Origin of the sequence: Streptomyces sp. NPDC050534, assembly GCF_044457745.1 — a bacterium.
GTDB lineage: Bacteria > Actinomycetota > Actinomycetes > Streptomycetales > Streptomycetaceae > Streptomyces.
Window position 1 is genome coordinate 124,578 of record NZ_JBITHF010000008.1, and the last position, 16,529, is coordinate 141,106.

The following is a 16,529-nucleotide window of genomic DNA, read 5'->3' on the forward strand; positions in this document are numbered from 1 at the left end:
ACAGCGAGGGCCCTGCTCAGCAGGGCCCTGGGACATTCTACGAGGGTGCGGTCAGGGGAGCACCGCGGTGGGCGGCGTGGTCGGCCAGGTCATACGGATCTGCCCGCCGTGCTCGCCGGCGGTGACCTCGACGTCGTCCACCAGACCGCTGATGACCGCGAGGCCCATCTCGTCCTCGTCGCTCTCGATGTCGTCACCGTGAGAGCCGGGCGCCCGGTCTCCCGGGGCCGTGCGTGGCGCCTCGTCGCCGACCTCGATGGAGAACTGCTTCTCCTCCTCGACCAGCTGCACCTTCACCGGCGTGGTGATCCCGGCGCTCTGGTGCAGTCCGACGGCACGGGTGCACGCCTCGCCGACGGCGAGCCTGACCTCGTCGAGGACGGCCTCGTCCACTCCGGCCCTGCGCGCCACCGCTGCCGCCACCAACCGGGCGGTCCTGACGTGCTCGGGCAGCGCGCTGAAGCGGAGTTCAACGGTGGCCATGCATCCCCCTCAGAACTACGGGCGTGCTGTCGGGGGGACCGGGCTACCGAAAGCCCGGACCCCCCATGAAGCTGCTTCCGTCCCTGGAGCGGTCCATTCCCGCTCCGTGGGGCGGTGGTGGTCAGTCGGTCGCCGCCACCGCTTCCTCGACCGAGGTGTGGATCGGGAACACCTTGGTGAGACCAGTGATGCGGAAGATCTTCAAAATGCGCTCCTGGTTGCAGACCAGGCGCAGCGAGCCCTCATGGGCACGCACGCGCTTCAGTCCGCCGACCAGTACGCCGAGCCCGGTGGAGTCGAGGAAGTCCACGCCCTCCATGTCGACGACGAGGTGGAAACTCCCGTCGTTCACCAGCTCGACCAGCTGCTCGCGCAGCTTGGGCGCGGTATATACGTCGATTTCGCCACCGACCTCGACGACCGTACGATCGCCGACGGTACGGGTCGACAGAGACAGGTCCACGGATCCTCCAGCACCTTGCTATCGAGCGGTCGCCCCTTGGGACATCTGGGCTTCAGCCCCCGGAACGGTTCGCCAGCCGCGATGGCATTCAATCACTTAACGGCAGGCGTGCACGACGCCTTGGTCCCATTGTCCGTCACGCCGGTGACACACTCGGTGCCGATGGCCAAGAATCACCGATCCGATCGATCCCCGACGGGGCCCGAATCCCGGCCGGAACCAGGCACCATCCTGGGCCGGCTCGCCTCCGGGCCGAGCCGGGCTTCGCGCATCACTCATACGGAGCACTTGCCCCCGCGCGTGGGCCGTCATGCCGTCTGGCCTGACCGGATTCGTTCGGAGGTCGTCGCCGCGGTGCAGGCGTGCGGCATCGAACACCCCTGGACCCACCAGGCACGCGCCGCCGAGCACGCACTGGACGGCGACTCGGTCGTGGTCGCCACGGGCACGGCGTCCGGCAAGTCCCTCGCCTATCTGGTCCCGGTGCTCTCGACACTCCTGGACGGCTCAGAGGCCCCGAACGGGCGCGGCACCACCGCGCTCTACCTGGCCCCGACGAAAGCTCTTGCGGCCGATCAGTGCCGATCGGTGAAGGAACTTTCACAATCTCTGGGAAATGCCGTCCGACCCGCGGTGTACGACGGAGACACCCCGTTCGAGGAACGCGAGTGGGTCCGCCAGTACGCCAACTACGTCCTCACCAACCCGGACATGCTGCACCGCGGCATACTCCCGTCCCACCCCCGCTGGTCCTCCTTCCTGAAGTCGCTGAAGTACGTCGTCATCGACGAGTGCCACACCTACCGGGGCGTCTTCGGCTCCCATGTCGCCCAGGTGCTGCGCCGGCTGCGTCGCTTGTGCGCCCGCTACGGCGCCTCCCCGGTCTTCCTGCTGGCCTCCGCGACGGCCGCGGAGCCCTCGGTGGCCGCCCGCCGCCTGACCGGCCTCCCGGTGGTCGAGGTGGCCGACGACGCCTCCCCGCGCGGTGAGCTGGTCTTCGCCCTCTGGGAGCCCCCGCTCACGGAGATGCAGGGCGAGAAGGGAGCCCCGGTCCGCCGCACCGCCACCGCGGAGACGGCCGACCTGCTCACCGACCTCGCCGTGCAGGGCGTCCGCTCGGTCGCCTTCGTACGCTCGCGGCGCGGCGCCGAGCTGATCTCCGTGATCGCCCAGGAACGCCTGGCCGAGATCGACCGCTCCCTCGCCCGCCGCGTGGCGGCCTACCGCGGCGGCTACCTCCCCGAGGAGCGCCGCGCCCTCGAACAGGCCCTGCACTCGGGCGAACTCCTCGGCCTCGCCGCGACCACCGCCCTCGAGCTCGGCATCGACGTCTCGGGCCTGGACGCCGTGGTGATCGCCGGCTACCCGGGCACGCGCGCCTCCCTGTGGCAGCAGGCGGGCCGCGCCGGACGCTCCGGGCAGGGTGCGCTCGCCGTCCTGGTCGCCCGCGACGACCCGCTGGACACCTTCCTCGTGCACCACCCCGAGGCCCTGTTCGACCAGCCCGTGGAGTCCACGGTCCTCGACCCCGACAACCCCTACGTCCTGGCCCCGCACCTGTGCGCGGCCGCCGCGGAACTGCCGCTCACCGACGAGGACTTCGCGCTCTTCGGCCCCGCCTGCGAGGACCTGCTCCCCCAGCTGGAGGCCGCGAAGCTGCTCCGCCGCCGGACGAGCGCCTGGCACTGGACGCGCCGGGAACGGGCCGCGGACCTCACCGACATCCGCGGCGGGGGCGGCCGGCCGGTCCAGGTCGTCGAGTCCGGCACGGGCCGGCTGCTCGGCACGGTCGACGAGGGCGCCGCGCACACGGCCGTCCACGAGGGCGCGGTCCACCTCCACCAGGGCCGTACGTACCTGGTCCGCTCACTCGACCTGGACGACTCCGTCGCCCTGGTCGAGCAGGCCGCCCCGTCGTACTCCACCGTCGCCCGCGACACGACGTCCATCGCCGTCCTGGAGACGGACACCGAGATCCCCTGGGGCTCCGGCCGCCTCTGCTACGGCTCCGTCGAGGTCACCAACCAGGTGGTCTCCTTCCTGCGCCGCCGGCTCATCACCGGCGAAGTCCTGGGCGAGACGAAACTCGACCTCCCTCCTCGTACGCTGCGCACCCGCGCGGTGTGGTGGACGGTCACCGAGGACCAGCTCGACGAGGCCCGGATCAACCCGGAGATCCTCGGCGGCGCCCTGCACGCCGCCGAGCACGCCTCCATCGGCATGCTGCCGCTCTTCGCGACCTGCGACCGCTGGGACATCGGCGGCGTCTCCGTCCCGCTGCACCCCGACACGCTCCTGCCCACGGTCTTCGTCTATGACGGCCATCCGGGTGGCGCGGGATTCGCCGAGCGCGCCTTCCACACCGCCCGCGCCTGGCTCACCGCCACCCGCCAGGCCATCGCCTCCTGCGAGTGCGAGGCCGGCTGCCCGTCCTGCATCCAGTCCCCCAAGTGCGGCAACGGCAACGACCCGCTGCACAAGAGGGGGGCGGTACGGCTGCTCACGGTGCTGCTGCGAGGGGCACCGGAGGAGAAGCCGGCCGACGCTGGTGCTGCGCCGGAGGCGCCGGACGGACCGGCTTATCGAGCCGTGGCGGGGCCTGTGGCGGAAGCAGTGGAGGACCGAGCCGAGAGGGAGCCCGCGGCGGGTGCACCGAGACCGAGCCGAGACAGAGCCGGTGGCTGAAGTACCGGAGGGGACAGCCGGCCCTGAGCCCGTCACGGAGGCGTCCGCGGCGCCGGCCCCGCAGGCCCCGCCCGTGCCCTGACCTCCGCCGCGAACGGCCCCCGTCCCGACGCCGCCGTCACGTCCGAGATCTCGCCCACGACCACGCACCGCACCAGCCGGGAGCTCTGGGCCCGGGCCAGCCGCCCGGCCCTGGCGCAGGCCGCCGGACCGCCGTCGGCCCAGTGGTCCGCCGCGGCGAGCGCCGCGAGGTCCGCGGCGCCGGCCGCGCGGTGCCGGACCACGACGGCCTGCCCCAGGGCGAGCACGACGCCGAACACCACGCACAGCACGGCGACCGCGCCGACGCTCCAGACGGTGGCGGAACCACGGTCACCGCCCCGCCCGTAGGCCCACCAGAGGCTCCCGCGACCGCGCTTCACGTTCCCACCCCCACCGTCTCCTCCGCCTGAGCCACGGCCTCCTCCCGTACGTCGAAGGGCAGACCGCGCAGCACCGGCGGCCTCGCCACCACGACCACCCGGACCTGGTCCCCCTCCCGGCCGATCGTGACCCGCGCTCCGTGCGGGGCCGCCGCGCGGGTCAGCTCGACCACGGAGTCGGCCGGATCCTGCCGGGCCGCCGCACGCGCCCCCGTCCGCGCCGCGTCCACGCACTGGATCTGCGCGGCCACCAACAGCAGCCCCCACACCAGAGCCGTCGTGAACATCACCAGCACGGGCAGCACGACGGCCGACTCCGCCGTCACGAACCCCCTGTCCGTGCCCTGCTCCCGTCGCCGCTCACATCCGCCCATCGAGCGCCCGCTCCACGATGCCCTGCAGCTCCGCGCTGACCTGACCGCTCGTCACCACCTTGTAGAGGACCACCGCGAAGGCCACCGCTGCGACGATCCCCATCGCGTACTCCGAGGTGACCATCCCGGCATCCCGCCGAGCCGCCTCTGCCCTGCGCACCAGCGCCCGTACTGCCTTGCTCATCTCAACCCCCGTCAGGTTCAGTCCTGTTGATCATCTGCCGTCCGACACCGACCGCCCCGCTTCCGTCATCCACCACCCCCTCCCAGCACCCCGCCCGCGAGCCCGATCACCACGGGCAGGACGCCGACCGCGATGAAGGCGGGCAGGAAGCACAGCCCCACCGGTGCGGTGACCATGACGGACGCCCGCCGTGCCCGTGCCGTCGCGGTGCGGGCCCAGTCGGCGCGGATGTCCGCCGCGAGCCGCGCGACGGGCGTGGCGGCCGGCAGCCCGGAGACGTCGGCCCGCTCCAGCATCCGTGCCAGCGGTTCCGCGCCGGGCAGCGCGGCCAGCCTCCGCCAGGCCTCGGCCGGTTCGCCGCCGAGCCGCACCTCGGCCGCGCCTCGCGCAAGCGCGTCCCCGACGGGCCCGCCCAGGGCCTCGCCCACGGCCCGCGCCGCGGGCACGGGCCCCGCCCCGGCGGCGATGCAGGCGGCCACCAGATCGGCGGAGAGCGGCAGTTGACGGGCCGCCTCTGCCGGATCGTCAGCCTCCTCACCGCACGCCGCCGCCTGCCTCCCGCGCCACCGCCACAGAGCGCCCGCGGCAGCCAGCCCGAGGACGACACCGGCGAGGCCGCCGACCAGAACCCACCCTCCGCACACGACCCCCGCCGCGGGCAGCCACCGTCGCAAGGTGTCCCGCACCTCGAAACGAGGCCCGCGGCGCATCTCCTCGGCGTCCGCCACCAATGCGGCCAGCCGCCGGGCCACCCTCCGCTCCCGCCGTACCGCCTCCAGCCGGCGCAGCAGCCACCCGAGGGCGAGCAACACCCCCACACTCGCCCCCAGCCTGTGGACAACTTCCGCGCTCATGCCGCCTCCGCCCGCCGCACGATCCACATCGCCCACCACAACCCCAGGCCCTCCAGCACACCGCCGATACACAGGCAGCCCAGCCCGGCCCCGGTGTGCAGCAGGACATGCAGCGGATCGGCCCCGAGTGCGGCACCCAGGGCGAGGCCCACGACGGGCAGTCCCGCGAGCATCACCGCCGTGGACCGCGGCCCCGCCAACTGCGCCCGCAGATCGGCGCGTTGATCCCGCTCCGCGCGCAACGCCCCTTCGAGCCGGTCGAGCCCGGCCGCGAGGCCCGCGCCCTGGTCCACGGCCACGCGCCAGCACGCGGCGAGACCCAGCAACCCCTCGGCGCCCGGTTGCCGTGCCGCCACCGCGAGCGCACCCGGCACGTCACCGCCGAACCGCGCGGCCGCCAGCACCGCGGCCTGCGCGCCCCCGACCCCGCCGGAGTCCCGCGCCGCGCTCAGCAGCGCCTCACCCGGCTGCCGCCCTGCCCGCACCTCCCCGGCGAGGGCCCCGCACAGCGCGATCACCCCCTCCCGGCGACGCTCCCGCGCCCGCCGCGCCTGCGCGGCCAGCCGCAGCCGTCGTAGCAACGGCACCCCGGCCGCCCCCGCGACGACCGGCAGCACCGATGTGCCCAGCACCGCCAGCAGTACCCCGGCGGCCAGGGCCCACCACTCGGCCCGCAGCCGCCCGCGAACCCGCCGCAGTCCCCCGGCCACGTCCCGGCGGGCCGGCGGCCCGCTCGCCGCCGCCCCGCCACCCGCCAGCAGCAGATGGGCCCGCCGCGCCCCGGAGTGCCACCCGCTCATCAGCAGGGCCGCCGCACCGGCACACATCACGGCGGCGCCCGTGGCCGTCCCGCTCATCGCCGTCATCGCTCCCCCTCGTTCCGCAGCAGCCCCCGCAGCCGCTCCCAGCCCCGCTCGTACGCGAACGCCTCCGGGCGCCATCGCAGCGCCGGTACCGTCCGCACCAGCCCCGACCGATCCCGCTCCAGCACGTGCACCTCGGCGATCCGCCGTCGCCCGGACCGGTCCCGCACGAGATGCAGGACGACCGACAACGCCGCCGCCAACTGGCTGTGCAGCGCGGGCCGGTCGAGCCCGGCCGCCGTGCCGAGCGCCTCCAGCCGGGCCGGCACGTCGGCGGCCGCGTTCGCGTGCAACGTGCCGCAGCCGCCTTCATGACCGGTGTTCAACGCCGCCAGCAGATGCACCACTTCGGGCCCCCGCACCTCGCCCACGACCAGCCGGTCCGGACGCATCCGCAGCGCCTGCCGTACGAGGTCCTGGAGCGTGACGCGTCCCGCGCCCTCCTGGTTGGCGGGTCTGGTCTCGAGGCGGACGACGTGCGGATGGTCCGGGCGCAGCTCCGCCGAGTCCTCCGCGAGCACGATCCGCTCGCCGCGTCCGACCAGCCCCAGCAACGCGCTCAGCAGAGTCGTCTTGCCACTGCCGGTCCCGCCGCTGATCAGGAAGGACAGCCGTGCCTCGATCAGCGCCCGAAGGACGCGCTCCCCGCCCGGCGGCACCGTGCCCGCCGCGACCAGTTCGTCGAGCGTGAACGCACGCGGTCGCACCACCCGCAGCGACAGGCAGGTGCAACCCACCGCCACCGGCGGCAGCACCGCATGCAGGCGCGTCCCGTCGGGCAGCCGGGCGTCGACCCACGGCCGCGCGTCGTCGAGCCGCCGGCCGGCCACCGTGGCCAGCCGCTGGGCGAGCCGTCGTACCGCCGCCGCGTCAGGGAAGGAGACCGGGGTCAGCTCCAGTCCGCCGCCCCGGTCCACCCAGACCCGGTCCGGGTCCGTCACCAGCACGTCGGTCACCGACGGATCGGCGAGCAGCGCTTCCAATGGCCCACTGCCGACCAGTTCGGACCGCAACTGGGTGGCCGCACCCAGGACTTCGGCATCCCCGAGCACCCGCCCCTGCTCCCGCAGTGCCTGCGCCACGCGCGCGGGTGTCGGCTCGGCCCCGCTCTCGACCAGCCACTGCCGTACGCCGTCCAGGAGCCCGGGCGGCATGTCCGCCCCCTCTGTGGAAACCGCCGCGCGACCCGGCCGCCACAGCGCCCGCGGCGCCTTCGCTCCCGTGCTCATGCGGCACCCGCTTCCGCCAGGGACCTCTCCCAGAACTCCCTGCAGAAGCGCGCGAGGGGGCCCCGGCCACCGGCCGCGGGCGGCGCCTTGCCCTCCCCGGGGCGCAACAGCGCCGACTCCACGGGCAGCTCGCCGGCCAGGGGCAGTTTGAGCAGCCGGGCCACCTCGCGGTCGTCGAGTCCGGGCGCGTACGGACCCCGTACCGCGATCCGCAGGTCGCGCAGGACCATGCCGACGGCGGATGCCACCCGCCCGGACGCCGCCACTGCGCGCAGCTCGCCGGGGACCACCAGGAGCCCGAGGTCGAGCTGGGCGAGCGCCTCGGCGACGCCGTCGTCGACACGGCGCGGCAGGTCGACGACCACCGTGCCGCCGCGCCGCCGGGCCGCGGCCAGCACCGCCCGGACGGCCTGGGGCGGGACGGCAATGCGGTCGCCGCGGTCCCAGCTGAGCACGCGCAGGGAGTGGAGCTCCGGCAGGGACTCCTCCAGGGCGCCGCCGCCGACCCGGCCGCGGGAGGCGGCGAAGGCGGGCCAGCGCAGCCCCTCGGCGCTCTCGCCGCCGAGGAGGACATCCAGTCCGCCGCCCAGCGGATCGGCGTCCACGAGCAGCGTGCGCAGTCCCTCCCGCGCGGAGGTGACGGCGAGGGCGCACGCGAGCGTGGACGCCCCGGCTCCGCCGCGCCCACCGATGACGCCCACCGTGAGCGCGGGCCGGCCCACCCCCTCGGCCACGTCCGCGATGCGGTCGACCAGCCACTGTTCGCCGTCGGGCAGCATCAGGACGTGGTCGGCGCCGATCTCGACGGCGCGGCGCCAGACCCCCGAATCGTCCTGGTCGCGGCCGACCAGCACCACCCCTCGCCGCCGCGCGGCCCCGCGCACCCGCCGCGCGGCGTCGTCGCCGACCAGGACGAGCGGCGCGGCCTCCCAGCTGCCGGCGCGCTCCGGGAACGAGGGGTGGACCTCGGGTGTCGCGCCCGCAGCGGCACACAGGCGCAAGAGGTCGTCGAGCAGTTCGACGTCCTCCGTGACGATCAGTGGTCCGGCCTGCCGCCCCGAGGCGGCGGACGGTGGTTCGTGCGTGACGGCTCCGGTCACGGTTTCCATCCCCCTTCGCTGCATCTCTCGCGCAGCCCCTGCGGCCACGCGATTCCCAGACATCCGAAGAACCGGCGACCGGCCTTCATATGAACGGCCGATACGAACCGGCCAAACCCGCCCGACAAACCGGAACCGGCCATGAACTCGGCCCGGGCGAGGCGCGTTTGAATCACCGTGCAGCGGTCCCGGAAATCGTGTGGATCTTGGTCGATAACTGTGGACAACTCGGTGGTTGTGAATATCGCCGTCACGCTTACCGGTGGGCCCCGCACAGGCCCTCGCGCGACTGCCGCAGAGCAGCCCGACGGCTACATACAGTGACGGATCAAGGGCATGACGACGAGGCGGCCGTGACCGCCGGACAGCGGCCGTACAACCGCATGAAAAAAGGAAAAACCCACCCGGACATGCGACGACCCCCACCGGGGGGGAGAGTGGGGGTCGTCTCCACGGCCGACTCGGGGGGGGAGGAGCCGGACCGGGTTAGCACGGTCGCGAACGATCCGTGACTTCCATGGTGTACCCGAGAGCCCTCTCAGGCAAACCCACGCGCCACACCTTACGCCGAATGGGCTGCGCCTATGCTCGGGGCGTGGAAAACCACTCCTTGCCCCGCACAGCGGCCTTCTTTGACCTGGACAAGACGGTCATTGCGAAGTCGAGCACGCTCACGTTCAGCAAGTCGTTCTACCAAGGCGGTCTGATCAACCGCAGGACCGCCTTGCGTACCGCATATGCCCAGTTCGTCTTCCTCCTGGGCGGCGCCGATCATGCCCAGATGGAGCGTATGCGCGAGCAGATCTCCGCCATGTGCCGCGGCTGGAACGTCCAGCAGGTCAAGGAGATCGTCGCCGAGACCCTGCACGACCTGATCGACCCGATCATCTACGACGAGGCCGCCTCCTTGATCGAGGAGCACCACATGGCCGGCCGCGACGTCGTGATCGTGTCGACGTCCGGCGCGGAGGTGGTGGAGCCGATCGGCGAGCTGCTCGGCGCGGACCGCGTGGTGGCGACGCGGATGGTCGTGGGCGAGGACGGCTGCTTCACCGGAGAGGTGGAGTACTACGCCTACGGCCCGACGAAGGCCGAGGCCATCAAGGAACTGGCCGTGTCGGAGGGGTACGACCTCGATCGCTGCTACGCCTACAGCGACTCGGTGACCGACCTCCCGATGCTCCAGGCGGTCGGTCATCCGCACGCCGTCAACCCCGACCGCACACTGCGCCGCGAGGCACTCGCGCGCGGGTGGCAGATCCTCGATTTCCACCGTCCGGTCCGGCTCAAGCAGCGGATCCCGGGGTTCTCCGTACCGCCCCGTCCGGCTCTCGTCGCGGCCGCCGCGATAGGTGCCGCTGCCGCGACCGCGGGTCTCGTCTGGTACGCCAACCGCCGCCGGGCAATGCCTCTTTGAGCCGCGAAATCACGGTACAACCTGTTGAATCCGCGACATTCACGCTTCGTTCGACATGCCGGCGCCCGTTTGCAACCTATTTGAGACCAAAAGTAAAGAAGTGCGGCCAGGGCTTCCGCTTGCTTCGGTCCTGGAGTACAAAGGGGTTAACGGCCCGCGAGACCAAGGACATCCGAAAGGATCACCTTAGAAACGCATTTGGCCCCACGGACCGAGCATGAACACCGAGCACCCACGCGACGTCGACCCGTCGATTACGGGCCAGCCGCACCAGGTGACGGGCAAAGTCCCGACCTGATGGGCAACATATCGAGGACGCTTGGTACCCCGGTGGGCATGCCAGCGGCGGTACGAATTCTCGTACCGCCGCATCTCTTTTCGGGCTCCCCCTACGCCGCCCCGCGCTGCAACGCCTCACATACGGCCGTCGATTCACGCGCGCCCAGCCCGACCGCCCTGCCGCAGTGGGCGATCCAGGCGGCCATGCCCTCGGGTGTCCCGGAGACATATCCGTCGAGCGCGGCGAGATAGGCCGCGCGGCCCAGTTCGGCGTGGCCCACCTCCGCCGGGCAGACCGACTTCGGGTCCAGGCCGCTGCCCACCAGGACGATGCGCTCGGCGGTGCGCGCGATCAGACCGTTGCGTGACGTGAAGGGACGCAGCGCGAGCAGCTCGCCGTGGACGACGGCTGCCATGACCAGGGCCGGGGCGGAACTGCCCGCGATGATCAGCTCGGACAGGCCATCCAGCCGGCCCTGCACCTCGTCGGCGTCCGGCAGGTCCAGCTCGATCAGCGGCTCGTCGACCGGCTCGCCCGCCTGCCGCGGCCGGCCGACCTCGTCGCCGTTGGCCGCGGCGGCCACCAGGTGCAGCCGGGCCAGCACCCGCAGGGGCGACTGCCGCCAGATGGACAGCAGCTGGCCCGCCTCCGCGGTCAGCCGCAGCGCGGCGCCCACCACGCGCGCGTCGTCGTCACCGCTGAAGTCGCTGCGCCGGCGCACCTCTTCCAGCTCCCAGTCGGCGCCCGAGAGCGCCGCGGAACCACGGGCGCCACGCAGCGCCGCCTCGGAGGTGATCTCGTTGCTGCGGCGCCGCATCACCCGGTGCCCGTAGACCCGGTCCACTGCCTTGCGCACGGACTCCACGGACTCGGCCACGCCGGGCAGCGAGCCCAGGGCTGCGAGCGGATCGGCGGTCGCGCCTGTCGTACTCATGAGTACGACACTAGCCACACCGGAGGCGCCCCCCACGATTGAGTGGTCTTCTTCACGCCCATCTGCCACGTACAGCTACCGACCGACTACTCTTCGTGAACATGAAAATTGCTTTCGTCGGGAAGGGCGGCAGCGGCAAGACGACCCTGTCCTCCCTGTTCGTCCGCCATCTCGCGGCCACCGCAGCGCCGGTCGTCGCGGTGGACGCGGACATCAACCAGCACCTGGGCGCCGCGCTCGGCCTCGATGAGACGGAGGCCGCCGCGCTGCCCGCGATGGGCGACCGGCTGCCGCTGATCAAGGAGTACCTGCGCGGCTCCAACCCGCGCATCGCCTCCGCCGAGACGATGATCAAGACCACGCCGCCCGGCGAGGGCTCGCGGCTGCTGCGCGTGCGCGAGGACAACCCGGTCTACGACGCCTGCGCCCGGCCGGTGGAACTCGACGGCGGCGCCGTCCGTTTGATGGTCACCGGCCCCTTCACCGACGCCGACCTGGGGGTCGCCTGCTACCACTCCAAGACGGGAGCGGTGGAGCTGTGCCTGAACCACCTCGTGGACGGCCGCGGCGAGTACGTCGTGGTGGACATGACGGCCGGCTCGGACTCCTTCGCCTCCGGCATGTTCACTCGCTTCGACATCACGTTCCTCGTCGCCGAGCCGACCCGGAAGGGGGTCTCCGTCTACCGCCAGTACAAGGAGTACGCCCGTGACTTCGGCGTCGTGCTCAAGGTCGTCGGCAACAAGGTGCAGGGCCGGGACGACGTCGACTTCCTGCGCGCCGAGGTCGGCGACGACCTGCTGGTGACGGTCGGGCACTCGGACTGGGTGCGCGCCATGGAGAAGGGCCGCCCGCCCCGGTTCGAGCTCCTCGAGGACGCCAACCACAGCGCCCTGCGCGCCCTGCGGATCGCCGCGGACGCGACGTACGAACTGCGCGACGCGGAGCGCTACATGAGCCAGATGGTGCACTTCCACCTGAAGAACGCGGACGCGTGGGGCAACGCACGCACGGGGGCCGACCTGGCGGCGCAGGTCGACCCCGGGTTCGTGCTGGGCGAGGGCGTCACCACCCCCGCGTGACCAGGGGTTACCCCTTGGCCGGCGGCGCCCCCGGCGCACCCTTCGGAGCCGGGGCCGGGCTGCCCGACAGGTAGCGGGCCCAGCCCTGCTTCGGGGCCTCGCCGACGTTCAGGCCGCGCAGCTTCGCCAGGACCTTCGGGTCCTGGGCGTCCAGCCAGTCGGCGAGCTGGTGGAAGGACACGCAGCGCACCTCGGGCTTGTTGCAGACCTTCGCGACGACCTCGTCGAGGGCCCGCATGTAGGTGCCGCCGTTCCAGGACTCGAAGTGGTTGCCGATGATCAGGGGCGCGCGGTTGCCGTCGTAGGCGCGGCGGAAGCCCGCCAGCAGGCCGTCGCGCATCTGGTCGCCCCAGTAGTCGTACTTGTCGGGGTCACCCTGGGTCTGGGTGCCGGACTGGTTGACCATGAAGTTGTAGTCCATGGTGAGCTGCTCGTAGGAGTGCCCGGGGAAGGGCACGAGCTGCATCGACAGGTCCCACAGGCTGTCCTTCTTCTTCGGCCAGAGCTGTTCGTTGACGCCACTGGTGTCGTAGCGGAAGCCCATCTGGCTCGCGGCCCGCATGAAGTTCTTCTGGCCCTCCAGGCAGGGCGTGCGCGCGCCGATCAGCTCCTTGTCGTAGTCGAAGGGCAGCGGGGCCGCCTTCTTCATTCCGGTGTTGGTCTTCCAGGTCTTCACGAACTGCTTGGCCTGCGAGATCTCGCTCTTCCACTCATCGACCGACCACTCGCCGACCCCGCCGTCCTTGCCGCAGAAATGGCCGTTGAAGTGGGTGCCGATCTCGTTGCCCTCCAGCCACGCCAGGCGCAACTGCTTCACGGTGTCGGAGATGCCCTTCTCGTCGTTGAAGCCGATGTCGGAACGGCCCGGCGAGTGCTGCGGCGGCTCGTAGAGGTCGCGCTTCTCCTCCGGCAGCATGTACACGCCGCTGAGGAAGAACGTCATCGTCGCGTTGTTGGCCTTGGCGACCTTGCGGAAGTGGGAGAACAGCTTCTGGCTGTCCTCGCCCGAGCCGTCCCAGGAGAAGACGACGAACTGCGGGGGCTTCTGGCCGGGCTTGAGACGCTGTGGTCTCGGCAGGTGCGGCTGGGCTCCGGTGTAGGCGGTGGAGCCGTCGCCGATCAACCGGACGACGTTCCCCGGCGCCCGGGCCGGCTTGGCCTTCTGCGGACCGGGCGCACCGTCCTTGTGGCCGTTGGAGCCGAGCGCACAGCCGGCGACGGATGCGGCACAGGCCGCGGCGATCATGGCACCCGCGGTGATCCTGTGGGTGGCGGCCATGTTCCGCTCACCTTCTTCCTTCTCTCAGGCCAACGCCGATGAGGGCGTTTTCTGGTGTTTTGCCGGGAAAGGCCCGACAGCGCCGCCAAGGTCGCACGGGGCCGAGAAGGAATTAGTACGACAAGCCGATGAAATGCCCGCTTCACTCATTGGAATGAGTTGATAACCCATTTGCCAGGAAAGTCTATGCCTGGCCTTTACTCTGAATTACGATCTGTTTACCGAGCGTTGATGCATCCCGCCGCTGCACGCCGTGACCCACGGCCGCGACCGACACCCCCGCCCATCGACGGGGACGACCAGATCCGCGACCGCGCTGCCCCGGAGGAGACGGGAACCATGTCAGCCTGTGCCCCCACCCACGCCACCGACGAGACCCGGACCGAGCACGTCCACCAGCCCCACAGCCCGCCGCAGGCCCCGCACCGCCGCTTCCGCGTCGCGGGAGCCGACCTGTCGGCCTCGATCGCGGTCTTCCTGATCGCCCTGCCCCTGTCCCTGGGCATCGCCCTCGCCACCGGCGCCCCGCTCCAGGCCGGTCTCGTCGCCGCCGCGGTCGGCGGGCTCGTCGCCGGGTGGATCGGCGGCTGCCCGCTCCAGGTCAGCGGACCCGCCGCAGGACTCACGGTGGTCACGGCCGACCTCATCCACCAGTACGGCTGGCGTACGACCTGTGCCATCACCGTGCTCGCCGGCCTCGCCCAGCTCGGCCTGGGCTGCCTGCGCGTGGCGCGCTCCGCACTCGCCGTCAGCCCCGCCATCGTGCACGGCATGCTCGCCGGCATCGGCGTCACCATCGCCGTCGCCCAGGTGCACATCGTCCTCGGCGGGACTCCGCAGAGCTCCGTGCTCGCCAACCTCCGGGCCCTGCCCGCCCAGTTGGCGCACCTGCACCCCGCAGCCGTGGCCGTCAGCGCGCTGACCCTGACGCTGCTGCTGCTCTGGCCGCGAATCCCGGGCCGGGCGGGTCGTGCACTGCGCAGGATCCCGGCGGCGCTCGTCTCCGTGGCCGGCGCCACCGTGGCCGCCACCCTCGCCGGGCTGAGCCTGCCCAGGGTCGACCTGCCGTCCTGGAGCAGCCACGCCCTGGCCGGACTACCCGAGGGCCCGGTGCTCGGCCTGACCGCGGCCGTGCTCACCACCACCCTCGTGTGCAGCGTGCAGTCGTTGCTCGGGGCGGTCGCCGTGGACAAGCTGGTGGCGGCGCGGCCCGGCCTGACCGCCCGCGTCCGCCGCGCCGACCTCGATCGCGAACTGCTCGGGCAGGGCGCCGCCAACGTAGTCTCCGGCGCGCTCGGCGGACTGCCGGTCGCCGGCGTGGCGGTGCGGAGTTCGGCGAATGTGAAGGCCGGTGCCGTGAGCCGGAACTCCACGATGCTGCACGGCGTTCTCGTAGTGACCGCCGCGCTGCTGATGGTCCCGCTCCTGGAGTGCATCCCGCTCGCCGCACTCGCCGCCCTGGTGATGGCCGTCGGCATCCAGATGGTGTCCCTGCACCACATCCGCACGGTGACCCGCCACCGCGAGGTGCTGGTGTACGCCGTCACCACCCTCGGCGTCGTGCTTATGGGCGTGCTGCAGGGTGTGGCCCTGGGGATCGCCGTGGCCGTCGCCGTCGCCATGCACCGCCTCGCCCGCACCCGCATCACGCACGAGGAGAGGAAAGGGGTCCATCACGTCGAAGTCCGGGGCCAGTTGACGTTCCTCGCGGTGCCGCGGCTCAGCCGGGCCCTGCATCTCGTACCCCAAGGCGTCCACGCCGTCGTGGAGTTGGACGGGTCGTTCATGGACCACGCGGCGTACGAATCACTGCAGGACTGGCAGAACACGCACACCGCACGTGGCGGCACCGCCGAGGTGGCGGGCCGCAGAACCGGTACGCGCACCGACGAGCCCACGCCTCGCGCCGAAGCCGAGACCGAGGCCCAGACCGAGACCGAGGCCCAGACCGGAAGGCTCCAGGGCGAGTCCGTCGGCTGCCGATGCCGCCCCTGGACGCCATGGCGCAACCACCGGTGCGAGCGGCCCGGGTCCACGCGGCCCGCCGGCACCCCCGGTGCGCTCGGCGAGCGGGACAGACCGCACCGCGGCACCGGCACAAGCACCGGCGCAGGCACAGGCACCCGCAGCCCCGGCGGACGCCAACTGGCGCGCGGCATCAGCGCGTTCCAGCGCAACACCGCACCGCTGGTGCGCGGTGAGCTGGCCCGTCTGGCCCGGGAGGGGCAGCGGCCGTCCCAGCTCTTCCTCACCTGCGCCGACTCCCGGGTCGTCACCTCGATGATCACCTCCAGTGGACCCGGTGACCTGTTCGTGGTGCGCAACGTGGGCAACCTCGTCCCGCTGCCGGGCGAGGAGGGCGGCGACGACTCGGTGGCGGCGGCGATCGAGTACGCGGTCGACGTGCTGAAGGTGCGGTCCATCACGGTGTGCGGGCACTCCGGCTGCGGAGCCATGCAGGCGCTGCTCACCGCCGAACCCACCGGCGCCGCGACACCGCTCAGGCGGTGGCTGCGGCACGGGCTGCCGAGCCTGGAGCGGATGGCCGACGACGACCGGCCGTGGGCCCGGCTCGCGGGCCGGGCTCCGTCCGACGCGGTCGAGCGGCTCTGCCTGACCAACGTGGTCCAGCAGCTGGACCACCTGCGCGCCCACGAGTCGGTGGCCCGGGCCCTGCGGGCCGGCGCGTTGGAGCTGCACGGGATGTACTTCCAGGTGGGTGAGGCGCAGGCGTATCTGCTCACGGGGGCGGACGGTGACGAGGTGTTCGGCCATGTGGAGGCGGCCGGCCTGTCCGACCCGCCCGGACCGGGAAAGATGTGACCGTCTTTGTGCGGTGCCGGTGGATCGGGATGTGAGAGGCGTTACAAAGGCTGAACT

Annotated in this window: 15 protein-coding genes; 4 read left to right on the forward strand and 11 right to left on the reverse strand. The window is 72.2% G+C overall.

Annotated features, from left to right (window positions below):
- Window positions 1–51: 51 nt before the first annotated feature.
- Window positions 52–483, reverse strand: a complete 432-nt coding sequence (locus ACIBN2_RS25895) for an ATP-binding protein (RefSeq protein ID WP_399137639.1) — start codon at window positions 481–483, stop codon at window positions 52–54.
- A 121-nt stretch (window positions 484–604) separates the two neighbouring features.
- Window positions 605–946, reverse strand: a complete 342-nt coding sequence (bldG, locus tag ACIBN2_RS25900) for an anti-sigma factor antagonist BldG (protein ID WP_003975386.1) — start codon at window positions 944–946, stop codon at window positions 605–607.
- An 81-nt stretch (window positions 947–1,027) separates the two neighbouring features.
- On the opposite strand from bldG, the gene ACIBN2_RS25905 reads away from it, so the two are divergent.
- A complete protein-coding gene (locus ACIBN2_RS25905) occupies window positions 1,028–3,631 on the forward strand; it encodes a DEAD/DEAH box helicase (protein WP_399137641.1) in 2,604 nt (867 codons plus the stop codon).
- Between the two features lie 32 nt (window positions 3,632–3,663).
- Here ACIBN2_RS25905 and ACIBN2_RS25910 read toward each other — a convergent pair whose 3' ends face one another.
- From ACIBN2_RS25910 to ssd, 7 genes are all read right to left on the reverse strand, one after another.
- Entirely contained in the window at window positions 3,664–4,053 is a 390-nt protein-coding gene (locus ACIBN2_RS25910) for an Rv3654c family TadE-like protein (RefSeq protein WP_399137642.1), read from the reverse strand.
- Window positions 4,050–4,427: a TadE family type IV pilus minor pilin gene (locus ACIBN2_RS25915; RefSeq protein WP_399137643.1), complete on the reverse strand. Its 378-nt coding sequence runs from the start codon at window positions 4,425–4,427 to the stop codon at window positions 4,050–4,052. The genes ACIBN2_RS25910 and ACIBN2_RS25915 overlap by 4 nt, the downstream gene beginning before the upstream one ends.
- Window positions 4,414–4,611: a DUF4244 domain-containing protein gene (locus ACIBN2_RS25920; RefSeq protein ID WP_399137645.1), complete on the reverse strand. Its 198-nt coding sequence runs from the start codon at window positions 4,609–4,611 to the stop codon at window positions 4,414–4,416. The genes ACIBN2_RS25915 and ACIBN2_RS25920 overlap by 14 nt, the downstream gene beginning before the upstream one ends.
- A gap of 65 nt (window positions 4,612–4,676) precedes the next feature.
- Window positions 4,677–5,465 carry a type II secretion system F family protein gene (locus tag ACIBN2_RS25925; RefSeq protein WP_399137647.1) on the reverse strand — a complete coding sequence of 263 codons (789 nt, stop codon included), beginning with the start codon at window positions 5,463–5,465 and terminating at the stop codon, window positions 4,677–4,679.
- A complete protein-coding gene (locus ACIBN2_RS25930; protein ID WP_399137649.1) occupies window positions 5,462–6,331 on the reverse strand; it encodes a type II secretion system F family protein in 870 nt (289 codons plus the stop codon). Before ACIBN2_RS25930 ends, ACIBN2_RS25925 begins: the two co-directional genes overlap by 4 nt.
- The gene (locus ACIBN2_RS25935; protein WP_399137651.1) at window positions 6,328–7,482 is read right to left on the reverse strand and encodes a TadA family conjugal transfer-associated ATPase; all 1,155 of its coding nucleotides are present in this window, start codon (window positions 7,480–7,482) and stop codon (window positions 6,328–6,330) included. Before ACIBN2_RS25935 ends, ACIBN2_RS25930 begins: the two co-directional genes overlap by 4 nt.
- Window positions 7,483–7,553: 71 nt before the next feature.
- Window positions 7,554–8,666 carry a septum site-determining protein Ssd gene (gene ssd / locus ACIBN2_RS25940; RefSeq protein ID WP_399137652.1) on the reverse strand — a complete coding sequence of 371 codons (1,113 nt, stop codon included), beginning with the start codon at window positions 8,664–8,666 and terminating at the stop codon, window positions 7,554–7,556.
- 562 nt (window positions 8,667–9,228) lie between these two features.
- Here ssd and ACIBN2_RS25945 point away from each other — a divergent pair.
- The gene (locus ACIBN2_RS25945) at window positions 9,229–10,074 is read left to right on the forward strand and encodes an HAD family hydrolase (RefSeq protein WP_399137654.1); all 846 of its coding nucleotides are present in this window, start codon (window positions 9,229–9,231) and stop codon (window positions 10,072–10,074) included.
- 389 nt (window positions 10,075–10,463) lie between these two features.
- On the opposite strand, the gene ACIBN2_RS25950 is transcribed toward ACIBN2_RS25945, so the two are convergent.
- Entirely contained in the window at window positions 10,464–11,288 is an 825-nt protein-coding gene (locus tag ACIBN2_RS25950; protein WP_399137656.1) for an oxidoreductase, read from the reverse strand.
- A 101-nt stretch (window positions 11,289–11,389) separates the two neighbouring features.
- On the opposite strand from ACIBN2_RS25950, the gene ACIBN2_RS25955 reads away from it, so the two are divergent.
- Window positions 11,390–12,370, forward strand: a complete 981-nt coding sequence (locus ACIBN2_RS25955) for an ATP-binding protein (protein WP_399137658.1) — start codon at window positions 11,390–11,392, stop codon at window positions 12,368–12,370.
- Between the two features lie 7 nt (window positions 12,371–12,377).
- Here ACIBN2_RS25955 and ACIBN2_RS25960 read toward each other — a convergent pair whose 3' ends face one another.
- Entirely contained in the window at window positions 12,378–13,649 is a 1,272-nt protein-coding gene (locus tag ACIBN2_RS25960; RefSeq protein ID WP_399137659.1) for a hypothetical protein, read from the reverse strand.
- A 339-nt stretch (window positions 13,650–13,988) separates the two neighbouring features.
- Between ACIBN2_RS25960 and ACIBN2_RS25965 the strand changes: the two genes are divergently transcribed.
- A complete protein-coding gene (locus ACIBN2_RS25965) occupies window positions 13,989–16,472 on the forward strand; it encodes a SulP family inorganic anion transporter (protein ID WP_399137660.1) in 2,484 nt (827 codons plus the stop codon).
- The last annotated feature ends 57 nt before the right edge of the window (window positions 16,473–16,529 follow it).

What these genes read in the sequence shown, in the direction of transcription:
- ACIBN2_RS25895 (WP_399137639.1), bottom strand. Translation starts at nt 483, where the DNA reads ATGGCCACCGTTGAACTCCGCTTCAGCGCGCTGCCCGAGCACGTCAGG.
- ACIBN2_RS25905 (WP_399137641.1), top strand. Translation starts at nt 1,028, where the DNA reads ATGGCATTCAATCACTTAACGGCAGGCGTGCACGACGCCTTGGTCCCA.
- ACIBN2_RS25915 (WP_399137643.1), bottom strand. Translation starts at nt 4,427, where the DNA reads ATGGGCGGATGTGAGCGGCGACGGGAGCAGGGCACGGACAGGGGGTTC.
- ACIBN2_RS25920 (WP_399137645.1), bottom strand. Translation starts at nt 4,611, where the DNA reads ATGAGCAAGGCAGTACGGGCGCTGGTGCGCAGGGCAGAGGCGGCTCGG.
- ACIBN2_RS25925 (WP_399137647.1), bottom strand. Translation starts at nt 5,465, where the DNA reads ATGAGCGCGGAAGTTGTCCACAGGCTGGGGGCGAGTGTGGGGGTGTTG.
- ACIBN2_RS25930 (WP_399137649.1), bottom strand. Translation starts at nt 6,331, where the DNA reads ATGACGGCGATGAGCGGGACGGCCACGGGCGCCGCCGTGATGTGTGCC.
- ACIBN2_RS25935 (WP_399137651.1), bottom strand. Translation starts at nt 7,482, where the DNA reads ATGCCGCCCGGGCTCCTGGACGGCGTACGGCAGTGGCTGGTCGAGAGC.
- ssd (WP_399137652.1), bottom strand. Translation starts at nt 8,666, where the DNA reads ATGGAAACCGTGACCGGAGCCGTCACGCACGAACCACCGTCCGCCGCC.
- ACIBN2_RS25945 (WP_399137654.1), top strand. Translation starts at nt 9,229, where the DNA reads ATGGGCTGCGCCTATGCTCGGGGCGTGGAAAACCACTCCTTGCCCCGC.
- ACIBN2_RS25950 (WP_399137656.1), bottom strand. Translation starts at nt 11,288, where the DNA reads ATGAGTACGACAGGCGCGACCGCCGATCCGCTCGCAGCCCTGGGCTCG.
- ACIBN2_RS25955 (WP_399137658.1), top strand. Translation starts at nt 11,390, where the DNA reads ATGAAAATTGCTTTCGTCGGGAAGGGCGGCAGCGGCAAGACGACCCTG.
- ACIBN2_RS25960 (WP_399137659.1), bottom strand. Translation starts at nt 13,649, where the DNA reads ATGGCCGCCACCCACAGGATCACCGCGGGTGCCATGATCGCCGCGGCC.
- ACIBN2_RS25965 (WP_399137660.1), top strand. Translation starts at nt 13,989, where the DNA reads ATGTCAGCCTGTGCCCCCACCCACGCCACCGACGAGACCCGGACCGAG.